Annotated in this window: 7 protein-coding genes; all 7 read left to right on the plus strand. The window is 32.4% G+C overall.

The genetic code is table 11. The annotated features are described in order from the left end of the window. Positions 1–1,014, plus strand: a 1,014-nt coding sequence (gene mgtE, locus U9R42_07765) for a magnesium transporter (GenBank protein MEA3495915.1), incomplete at its 5' end; no start/stop codon positions are given. Positions 1,015–1,109: 95 nt separating this feature from the next. Next, positions 1,110–2,042, plus strand: coding sequence for an NAD(P)-dependent oxidoreductase (locus tag U9R42_07770; GenBank protein MEA3495916.1), 933 nt, complete (start codon positions 1,110–1,112; stop codon positions 2,040–2,042). Positions 2,043–2,326: 284 nt separating this feature from the next. Next, positions 2,327–6,010 carry a carboxypeptidase-like regulatory domain-containing protein gene (locus tag U9R42_07775; protein MEA3495917.1) on the plus strand — a complete coding sequence of 1,228 codons (3,684 nt, stop codon included), beginning with the start codon at positions 2,327–2,329 and terminating at the stop codon, positions 6,008–6,010. A 28-nt stretch (positions 6,011–6,038) separates the two neighbouring features. After that, complete coding sequence (locus U9R42_07780) at positions 6,039–9,875, plus strand: hypothetical protein (protein ID MEA3495918.1); 3,837 nt, start codon at positions 6,039–6,041, stop codon at positions 9,873–9,875. A 21-nt stretch (positions 9,876–9,896) separates the two neighbouring features. Next, positions 9,897–10,970 carry a PorV/PorQ family protein gene (locus U9R42_07785; GenBank protein ID MEA3495919.1) on the plus strand — a complete coding sequence of 358 codons (1,074 nt, stop codon included), beginning with the start codon at positions 9,897–9,899 and terminating at the stop codon, positions 10,968–10,970. A gap of 104 nt (positions 10,971–11,074) precedes the next feature. After that, positions 11,075–11,551, plus strand: coding sequence for a transcription elongation factor GreA (gene greA / locus U9R42_07790; GenBank protein ID MEA3495920.1), 477 nt, complete (start codon positions 11,075–11,077; stop codon positions 11,549–11,551). 43 nt (positions 11,552–11,594) lie between these two features. Beyond that, positions 11,595–11,987 (plus strand): HIT family protein, encoded by a 393-nt coding sequence (locus U9R42_07795; protein MEA3495921.1) that lies wholly within the window; start codon positions 11,595–11,597, stop codon positions 11,985–11,987. Positions 11,988–12,182: the final 195 nt, after the last annotated feature.

Below are 12,182 nucleotides of genomic sequence, written 5' to 3' on the forward strand. Positions count from 1 at the left end.
AAAAGTAATATTAAAGATGATCAAAACCTAATTCATCTCATTGAATATCATGAGGATTCAGCAGGTGGACTTATGGCAAAAGAGTTACTTAAAATTCCTTATGAAGAAACTGTATCCCAATGCATTTCTGTAATTCAAAAAAATACTGAAGAAGTAGAAAATATTTATGCCGTTTATGTTGTTGACGAAAATGAAAAATTAAAAGGAATAATTCCATTACAAACACTTGTTTTATCTCAACCTAATAAATCAGTAAAAGAAATATTTAAAAAAGAAGTAATTTCTGTAAAATTAGATACTCCAGCTGAAGATGTAGCAAACAAAATGCAAAGATATGACCTTGTTGTTCTTCCCGTTGTTGACGAAAACAATGTTCTTGTAGGCAGAATTACAATTGATGATGTTCTTGATTTTGTAAAAGAAGAAGCCGAAGAAGATTATCAGTTGATGTCAGGTATTACCGAAGATGTTGATATTAAAGATAAAGTGTGGGTACTTTCACGATCTCGATTACCATGGCTTATTCTCGGACTAATTGGGGGTATATTTGCTTCGTTGGTTATTGGAAATTACGAAGATCAAATAAAAATAGCTCCTGAAATGGCATTTTTTATTCCTTTAATTACAGCTATGGCAGGTAATGCAGGAATTCAATCATCGGCTATCGTTGTTCAAGCTCTTGCCAGCAACACTTTTGAACAAGGAGGCTTTTTGTCAAAAATTTCAAAAGAAATATCGGTAGCAATGATTAATGGGTTGGTTTGTGCCGCACTTCTACTTACCTACGGATTTATTTTTGAAGATTCATTAAATATTGCTTACACAATAAGCCTATCTTTATTTGCAGTAATTATTATTGCTTCTGCACTGGGTATTACCATTCCGTTTATTCTTGATAAACTAAAAATTGATCCTGCTCTTGCAACAGGTCCTTTTATTACTACAAGCAATGATCTTATCGGTTTAGCTGTTTATTTTTGGCTTGGTCATTTAATGTATAGCGTAACTTTTTAAAGAAAGAATTGTTAAAGGAGGGTTCTATAAATGGATAAACAATCCTCTTTCGATAGAGCTAAGGAGAATAGAGATAAAAAAGAAATCTAAATTTTATGAAAAAATCAATTCTTATAACCGCAAATGCTCCTATCTTTTTTATCAATGACCTTGAACGATTAGGTTTTTCTGTTGATGTAAAAAATGATATTTCTCAAGAGGAAGCATTACAAATAATTCAAAATTACACTGCATTATTAATTAGAGGTAATATTGTTGCAAACAAAGAAATTATATTAAAAGCAAAAAAACTCAAATATATTTTACGCCCCGGATCAGGACTTGACATTGTTGATCTTCAAACAGCCAAAGAAAACAACATTAAAATAATTAATTCTCCAAAAGGAAACAGTAATTCGGTTGCAGAACATGCTGTAGGAATGTTGCTTGCAATGCTTAATAATTTCAATAATGCCTTTGAGGAAATAAAAAATAATAAATGGAATAGGAATAAAAACACAGGTATTGAAATAAAAGGGAAAACAATTGGAATTATCGGATATGGTAACACAGGAAGTGCATTTGCTCAAAAGCTTCAAAGTTTTGATACAAAAATAATTGCTTACGACAAATACAAGTCAGGATTCTCAAGTAGCTACATTCAAGAGGTTAATGAAGAACAGATTTTTAAAGAAGCAGACATAGTTAGTTACCATATTCCTCTTACTGAAGAAACAAACAATCTTATTAATTTAAGCTACATTTCATTATTTCAAAAGAATATTTTTTTAATTAATACTTCAAGAGGTCAAATATTGAATAATAAAGATTTGTTATCAGCAATCCTAAGTGGTAAAATTCGCTTTGCAAGTCTTGATGTTCTTGCAAATGAAAATTTATCAAGTTACAGCAAAGAAGAGAAAGAAACACTAAATAAATTGATTGACACAAAAAAAGTACTAATAACACCACATGTTGCAGGAAGGACAGATGAATCAAATGCTAAAATTTTCTCAATTCTTATTGATAAACTTTCTATATTAATTTGATATTTTTAAGATATTTATTAATTTAAACAACTTCAATTTATTATCAATAATATTTTTCTATTTTATTTAACAATTACAATTAATTGCCATTTGTTTAATTTTTTTAGCCTTTTTACACAAGCCAACAAAGCACTTACATTTATTTAACTGCTAAATATCTAAATTACTTATAGTAATTAATTTTCTGAATTTTTAAAGAATTTAAAATTAATGAAATATTTAATCTGCAATTAAATAAATCTATACTACTTTTGAAGTTTTGTGAAAATTGAAATTCGAGTAAAATGATAAAGAAAATTTCGCTTTTATTACTAGCTATTACTGTACTTTTTTTTAGTACCAATGCACAATCATCTTTTGGAACCCTAAAAGGAAGGGTAACTGATTCAGAAACCGGAGAAGAATTACCGTTCTCAAATGTGGTTATAATGCAAAATGGTGTACAAAAAGGAGGTGCATCAACAAATATGGATGGTTATTATATAATAAAACCTATCCCTGCCGGTACTTATGATGTTGTTGCAACTTATGTAGGTTATCATAAAGTTATGGTAAAAGGCTACGTAATTGGTTCCAACAAAATTTCTTTCCAAAATATTAAAATGCACCTTAAAGGGCTAAAAGTTGAGGAAATTGAAATTATTGTTTACTCCAAACCATTGGTAGAAAAAGATGAAGGAAGTGGAGGTCGTCTTTCAAAAAAAGAAATTGAAAAAGCTCCAACACGTAGTGTAGGAGAACTTGTTGACCTTACTGCTGGTGTTACAGGAGGTAGTGTAAAAGGGCAAAGAACATCAGGTACAGTTTATTATGTTGATGGTGTAAAAGTTCGTGGTTTTACAGGTATTCCTCAAGGATCAATTCAAGAAATTAACACCATGACAGGAGGTATTCCTGCTCAATACGGAGACCTTGTTGGCGGTGTTGTAAGTATTACAACAAGAGGTCCTTCACAAAAATTCGCAGGAGGTGCGGAAATTGTAACTTCCGAAGGTTTAGACCCATTTGGCTACAATACATTTGAAGGAAACATTTCAGGTCCTTTGGTTACAAAATATAAAGGAACTGACTCAGTTACTACAAAACTAGGATTTTTACTCTCCTCAAATGTTAACTTTAGAAAAGACCCAAGTCCTACACCTGATGGAGTTTGGAAAATAAAAGATGATGTTTATGATTATCTACTCGCTAATCCTTTAAGCCCTTCTCCAAATGGAATTGGCTTTGTTCCGTCAGCAGAATATCTTACAAAAGATGATATGGAAAAAGTAAATACTCATGTTGGAATTCCATCCTTTAGCTATAACGTTAACTTAAAGCTTGATTTTCAACCTGTCGAAAATGTTAATATTACTGCAGGTGGTCAAGCAGGACATTCAAAAGGACATGGATATAATTATTATCACTCATTATTTAATTATGAGAACGCTGCACAACAACTAATAATAAGAAATACATATCGCGGATACCTTAGATTTACACAAAGATTCAAAAATAAAAAAGTTTCTAAAAAAGAAGCCCTCTCAAAAGAAAATCAAAAAAAGTTTAAAATTTCAAATGCATATTATACTTTAATGGTTGATTACACAAAACAATATAATTACAATCACCATGAAGTACATAAAGACAATTATTTCGACTACGGATATGTGGGTAAATTTGAAAGTTATTCACGTCCTGTTTACTACTATGATTATGACACGGTTAACGGACATGTAGAACAAGCAAACGTATTATTAGGTTATCAGGATACACTTGTAAAATTTACACCATCAGACAAAAATAACTTTGCAGGTTATACTTCACAATTATTCGACCTTCAAGAAAAGGTTTATAATTTTACACAAATTCAACAATACGGAGGATTAAGAAACGGTGACGGACCTGGTAATGTTTATTCACTTTGGGCAAATATTGCCTCACCGGCAACAGGTTATGGAATTTATGATGAAGATCAAATAAGAGTTTCAGGAAAAGCATCAGCTGACTTAAACAATCATGAAATTTCTTTTGGTTTTGAGTACGAACAAAGAGAACAAAATTATTATGGTGTTGGTGCAAATAGCCTATGGACTGCAATGCGTCAAAGCATGAACGCTCACATTTTACAGTTAGATACTGACAATCCTATCCCTATATATTCTGACGATGGTGTATTCCTTGATACTATTAATTACAATAGATTGAATGACGGATCACAATCAACATTTGACAAAAATTTTAGAGAATATCTTATGTCAAAAGGAGCCACTGATGTTTATGGCAATCCAATTGATAATCTTACATACGTAAATATTGACAGATACTCACCTGATGAATTTTCTCTAGATATGTTTAGTGCTGATGAACTACTTCAACAAGGATATGTTGGTTATTATGGATTTGATTACTTAGGTAATAAAGTAAACAAAAAAATAACAATAGATGATTTTCTTAATAGTGATGAGAGATTAATAGCACCAATAAATCCTATTTACATGGCAGGATATATACAGGATAAATTTGCATTTAAAGACATGATTTTCCGAATTGGTTTACGTATCGACCGTTTTGATGCAAACCAAGTTGTACTTAAAGATAAATACTCTTTATACCCAAGCAGAACAGTCAGCGAGGTTAAAATTATTGATCCTGATCTTGGCAATTTTCCCGGCAACATTGGTGACGATTACGTAGTTTATGTTGACGACCCATTTAATCCTACTGAAATTTTAGGTTTCAGAGATGGTGATTACTGGTACGATGCAACAGGATCTGAAGTTACAGACCCTAACATTCTTGCTATGGAAACATCAACAGGAACGATAGCTCCTTATCTTGTGGAAGACAATGAAGAAGAATTAAAACTTACAAAAGAATCCTTTAAAGATTATGAACCGCAAATTAATTTATCACCAAGGATTTACTTTTCATTCCCGATTTCTGATGAAGCTAACTTTTTTGCAACCTACGACATTAGGGTTCAGCGACCAACTTCAGGACTTTTTACTTCCATCGATGATTATTATTTTATGGAACAAAGGGGTACTGCTACCCTTAACAATGCAGCATTAAAACCACAAAGTATAACAAGTTACGAATTAGGTTTTAAACAAGCAATAAGTAAAAATTCAGCTGTTCAGCTTAATGCATATTATAACGAAACAAGGGATCAAATAAATGTAAGAATGATCAATCAAGCATATCCAAGAACCTATATGACTTATGACAATATTGACTTCCAAACAACAAAAGGCTTTTCCTTTACTTATGACTTAAGAAGGAGTAAAGTTAATAATGTCCAAATGCTAACTAGTTATACATTGCAGTTTTCCAATGGTACAGGCTCAAGTGCTGCATCACAAGCAGGACTAATTAGTGCAGGACAACCAAACCTAAGAACACCTTTCCCATTAAGCAATGATTACAGACATGTACTTTCAGCCTCAATTGACTACAGATATAAAGGCGGTAAAATGTATAATGGTCCTGTTACAAAAAACGGTAAAAAATTATTTGAATATACAGGTGTTAACTTCATGGTTTCAACACGCTCAGGTCGTCCTTATTCAAAACAGGGTAATGTAACACAAGCTGTTGGTGTTGGTATCAGACAATCTGCTACACTAAAAGGAACTATGAACGGATCAAGGTATCCTTGGACATATAACGTAAACATGAAAATTGACAGAGACTTTTTCTTTATGAAAAAAGAAAAAGATTCTAAAAAGACTTTCAACAGAGGAATGTATCTGAATGTTTATGTTTGGGTTCAAAATCTCTTAAATATCAGAAATATAAATTACATTTATAGATATACAGGTGACCCAACTGATGATGGTTTCCTTTCTTCATCAAACGGGATAAAAGCTGTTGAGGAAGCAACACTTTCTCAAGCTTTTTACGACCAGTATAGCTTAAAAGTAAATAGCCCTAGTAATTATTCATTACCACGACTTATCAGACTTGGAGCAACACTTAACTTTTAAAAAAATTGAATAGATAAATATTTTTATTATGAAAAAATATATTCTTTGGATAACAGTTCTCACATTTATAGCGTTCAACATAAATGCAAAAGAAAACATATCAAACATCAAGAAAAAGAAAAATACAGTACCTATATTACGACTTTCCGCAGGATGTGATCCTGCATCAGCTTCTTCAAACTTGGACATTAATAATGTTCGTGCAAGAATAATGAATGGCGGAGATATGTGGTGGGACCTCGTAGGTACTGCAATGTATGAAATTCCAAAAGTAACAGAAGAAGGTGAATCACGAAAAACTTCACTTTTTGCCGGTGCATTATGGATTGGAGGTTATGATGATGGTGATAACTTACGTGCTGCAGCTATGACATATCGTCAAGGAAGTAGTTGGGATTTTTTCCCGGGACCACTTTCAACTACTGATGCCACAATTTCGAAAAGTGAATGTGTTAAATGGGATAAAATATTCCAAATAACCAGAGATGAAATAGACGAATTTATTGAAACTAGTGAGCCAACAGAAGCAATTGAAGAATGGCCAGCTCGTAGTTTAATTACAGGTGAATCACGAAATCTTGCTCCTTTTGTTGACCTTAACGGAAACGGATATTACGACTATAATGAAGGTGAATATCCTGATGTACTCGGTGACCAAACCTTATGGTTTGTTTATAACGATAAAGGAAATACACACACTGAAACAGAAGCACTTTCGATTGGATTGGAAATTCAAACTCAAGCTTTTGCTTTTGCTACCAATGATGAAATTAATAATATGACCTTTTATCAGCAAAAAATAATTAACAGGTCAAAAAGTAAACTTAACAAAGTTTATTTCGGACAATGGGCTGATCCTGACCTTGGTTATGCTTATGATGATTTTGTTGGTTGCGACTCTACAAGAAGTCTGGGTATTTGCTATAATGGTGATGATTTTGATGAAGGTGTGATGGGATACGGAGCTAATCCTCCTTCAATAGGAATTGACTTTTTCCAAGGACCACTAGCCGATTTAAATGACGGTATTGACAATGATAAAGACGGAACCATTGACGAACCGGGAGAAGAAATAATAATGTCAAAATTTATTTATTATGAAAATGACTGGAGCCTAAAAGGTAATCCAAGCGAAGGAATAGATTTCTACTACTATCTTGAAGGTAAATTTAAAAATGGACAAAAAATGAGATATGGTGGAGATGGATTTAATAATGTTTGGGATATAGACAGGAATGTTAATTATATGTTTCCAGATGACCCGAGAAGTCCTAATGGATGGTCAGAAGTTACTGCAGGAAATATTCCATTTGACAGAAGATTTTTACAAAGTGCCGGACCTTTTACCCTAAAACCCGGTGCTGTAAATTATATTACCGTAGGTGTTGTTTGGGCAAGAGCTACTACAGGAGGTAATACAGGCTCTTACGACCTATTGATTATTGCAGACGATAAAGCACAGAAATTATATAATAATGATTTTTATATACTTGACGGACCTGATGCTCCTGATATTACAATTCAGGAACTAAACAGAGAACTTATTATTTCTTTTAGCAATACCAAACCAATAGAAAAATATTATGATGGTATTGTTTCAGAAACAGGTGATTCCGTTCATTATCAATTTCAAGGCTATCAAATATTCCAATTAAAAGATGCTAAGGTTACAACAGGCGAACTTGACAATCCGGACAAAGCACGTCTTATTGCACGTGTTGATATTAAAGATGGTATCACACAATTGGTTAACAGAGAATATGTACCGGGTCTCGGTATTGTTCCAACAGAAAAAGTAGATATAAATGGTGACCAAGGCATAAAGCACACATATTCTATAACTTCCGATGCGTTTTCCTCAGGTGATGCAGAATTGATAAATTTTAGAGCCTATTATTATCTTGTTATGGCGTATGCCAATTGTCTTGATGCAAATCAATATGAACAGTATCTTGCAGGCAGGAAAAATATTAAAATTTATACAGGCATTCCTCATTCAAATGATATTGAATTTGACGGAACAGAATTAGGAAGTAGCTACGGTGACGGACCTGAAATTACAAGAATTGAAGGTAGCGGAAACGGTGGTCAAATACTTGAATTAACAGATAATTCCGTTGAAGAAATTCTTGAGAATTCATATATAGCAAATCCCGTTTATAAAAAAGGAAACGGACCAATAAATATTTATGTTTACGACCCACTAAAAGTACCTAATGCTGAATTTGAAGTAAAATTTATTGATTCACTCATTGGAAATGACCCTGACAACTTTACAAACATTTCTTCTAATGCACGTTGGCTAATAACCAAAACAACAAGTCCGGAAGAAAGTGTTCAATCAGATACAATTTATGCAGTTGATTATGAGCAAGTATTTCCTCAATGGGGATTAGCAGCTCATTTTGAAAAAGTTGTAGGACCTAATATTGATACAACTACTGAAACCGAAGGATTTATTGAAGCAACTATTGAATTTGAAGATATTTCAGTACAATGGCTATCGGGAATTTTCGATAATGATCCGACAAAAGATAAAGATGTTGCTTGGCCTTATAACTGGATACGTTCAGGAAAACTTCAGGTTGGCTCAAGTTACGAAAAAGCTGTTGATGATTATAAAGATGGAAGTACTTATATTGATCCTAATGAAATATTTGAAACAATGTTGAACGGAAGAATTGCTCCTTACTGCCTTGTAGCAAGAGACGGAGTTGATGGAAAAGGATATCTTACTTTCGGTCCTGCTTTCAGTTCTTCAAAAGGAAAAGATTTTCAACTCACAAGATTGCAAAGTGTTGATTTGGTATTTACAGACAAAGGTGCTACCAACAAAAAATATTGGACACAATGCATTGTAATTGAAACAAGTGAAGATAAAAATCTTAGTGAAAAAGGAGTAGAAAAGCTTATACTTAGAGACCACAAATCATGGACAGGAGAAATTGACAAAAGCGGAAATCCTATTTACAGCAGTAGTGAAAGAGGACGCTCATGGTTCCCCGGTTATGCAATTAATTTAGAAACAGGAGAAAGAATGAATATTATTTTTGGTGAAGATTCCTACTTCAAAGACCAAAATGGTGCAGATATGATTTGGAATCCAACATATTATTCATTAAATCCTGCTGCTTCACACAGAGAAATAGACAAATATCCTTGGGGAGGAAAACATCATATTTATCTTATGGATTCAAAAGCAGGTTATCCGTTTTTTGATTACAGTAGCACCTATGATAAAGGAAAAGCCTACTTAGATTTCTTCAAAGATGAAAATTACAATCCGGGAATTTCCGATCAATTATATTTCTGGTCACAATGTATGTATGTTATGATGCCCATGGCAGCATATCCTCATAAATTAAAATCATTAGAAGAAGGACTTATTCCTACAGAAACAAAAATAAGAATACGAATTGAAAAGCCATATTCCACTTACAAAACAAGTGATAATCCTGAAAACAATAATATTCCATTTTACAAATTCTCTACTGCAAAAATTGCAATGACAAATAGTGAAGAAATTGGAGAGGATGCAATGGAAAAAATAAATATTGTTCCAAATCCATATTATGCATTTTCAGGTTATGAAAAAAATCAGCTTGACAACAGAGTAAGAATAATAAATTTACCAAGAAAATGTAATGTTTACATTTATACTTTAAGTGGGGCTTTAGTACGAAAATTTGAAAAAGATGAATCTACAGAAAATCATAAAACATTCATTGATTGGGATATTAAAAATCATGTTGGTATTCCTGTAGCAAGTGGATTATATATTATTCACATTGACGGATTTGAACTAGGAACAAAAACACTTAAGTGGTTTGGTATAATGAGACCAATTGACTTGGATACTTTTTAATCTAAAAATAAAAACATTATCATGAATAAAAAGATTAATTTTTTAATAGCAATTTTAATTGCACTAACTGTAAACATAACTATTGCTGGCAACCCAGACAGAGTAGGACAAGCAGGAGCTACAGAGTTACTAATAAATCCATGGGCAAGGAGTGCAGGCTGGAATGGTGCTTTTACTGCAGGTATAGGTGGTGTAGAAGCAATGCGTTTTAATCCAGCAGGAATAATGACTGTATCTAATACAGAATTCATTTTTTCCCGTACAACATGGCTAAGCGGAACTGATATTTTTATCAATTCTTTTGGTTTTGTTCAAAGCATTGGAGAAACAAATAACGATGCATTCGGAGTAAGTATTATGAGCTTTGACTTTGGAGATATTGAAATTACTACAGCCGACCAACCCGAAGGAGGACTTGGTACATACAGCCCACAATTTACAAACATCGGTATTTCTTATGCACACAAATTCTCAAATAGAATTCGTACAGGTGTTACCTTTAGAGTAATTACAGAATCAATTCCTGATGCTCAAGCACAAGGTGTTGCTATAGATGCAGGACTACAATACATTACAGATATTGCAGGTGATGAGGATAAAAACAGAACAAGATTTGGAATTTCATTAAGAAATGTAGGTACTCCAATGGCTTTTAACGGTGATGGTCTTACAAGAAGAGGTTCATTTGAAGGTAGCGATGTTACTCTTAGTGTAGATTCTAGGTCTGCATCTTTTGAACTACCGACCCTATTAAATATTGGTTTATCTCAGGATTTTTATCTTGACAGTAAAGAATTTCACAAACTTACAGCAGCTTTTACATTTACATCCAACTCATTTACAAATGATCAATTCAGACTTGGAGTTGAATACGGCATTAAAAATATTGTTGTTTTAAGAGGGGGATATATTTACGAAAAAGATATTGAGAAAAAAGAATCAAGAAAAAGTATTTATACCGGACCAGCAGGAGGTTTTTCTGTAAATATTCCATTTGGAGAAGATAAAGAAAGAACATTTGCTGTTGATTATTCCTATAGACATACCGATCACTTTAGCGGTACACATTTATTTGGAGCAAGAATACTTCTATAATTTAATTAGAAAAAACACTACAAGCGTTTCAGGATAGTAATCCTGAAATATTTTGTTTTAGTAAACTAAACACATTTTTTTTTAAATCAAAAAATCTAAGTACTATGTCAGAAATTACATATTATAGCAAGGAAGGTTTAGACAAAATAAAAAAAGAATTAAACGAGTTAAAAAATGTAACAAGACGAGATATTACGGAGCAAATAGCAGAAGCACGTGATAAAGGCGACCTATCAGAAAATGCTGAATATGACGCAGCAAAAGATAAACAAGCAATGGTAGAGTATAAAATATCACAACTTGAAACTATTGTAGCACATGCCAGAATTCTTGACAAAAAAAATCTTGATCACTCAAAAACGCATATTTTATCTACAGTTGAAATAAAAAATCACAACACCAAAAAGAAAGTAAAATACACTTTGGTTGCTGAATCGGAAGCTGATTTTAAAATTGGGAAAATTTCAATTAAATCACCTATTGGAAAAGCATTAATTGGAAAAGAAAAAGGTGATATTGTGGATGTTAAAGTTCCAGCGGGAACACTAAAACTGGAAATATTAAATATCCTAGAGGACTAGTTAAAGGTACTTAAAATTTACATAACTTTTATTAAAAAAAACTATGAGTACAATATTTTCTAAGATAATTTCAGGAAAGATTCCAAGTTACAAGATTGCTGAGAATAAAAATTTTCTTGCATTTTTAGATGTTTATCCACTCGTTGAAGGACATACATTAGTAATTCCTAAAAAAGAAATAGACAATGTTTTTGATATTGATGATAAACTTTTTACAGAATACAATTTATTTGCAAAAAAAATAGCCATTGCAATAGGCAAAGCTATTGATTGCCAAAGAGTAGGCTCAGCAGTAGTAGGACTTGAAATACCTCATGCTCACATTCATATAGTACCACTAAACAGCATGGATGACATAAATTTTACAAGGGCAAAACTAAAATTCACTAAAGAAGAATTTGAAAAAACTGTTGAGAAGATTAAGGCTTATTTGTAAAAGGGGAACTTCTATAATGCAATTATCTGTAGTTTGTTGCACTGATATTTATAGCCAATAAAAAGTTCTTATACTAAACCGCTATTAAGATGCTGATTAAGAAAATAAATTATTTTTGTTTTGTTTTTCTTCACAAAATTCTTGCATAGCCATGCTACGGAATAATTTTTTGAATAAAAACAGGGCGAAAAGAAA

It is taken from the genome of Bacteroidota bacterium (assembly GCA_034723125.1).
Lineage (GTDB): Bacteria > Bacteroidota > Bacteroidia > CAILMK01 > JAAYUY01 > JAYEOP01.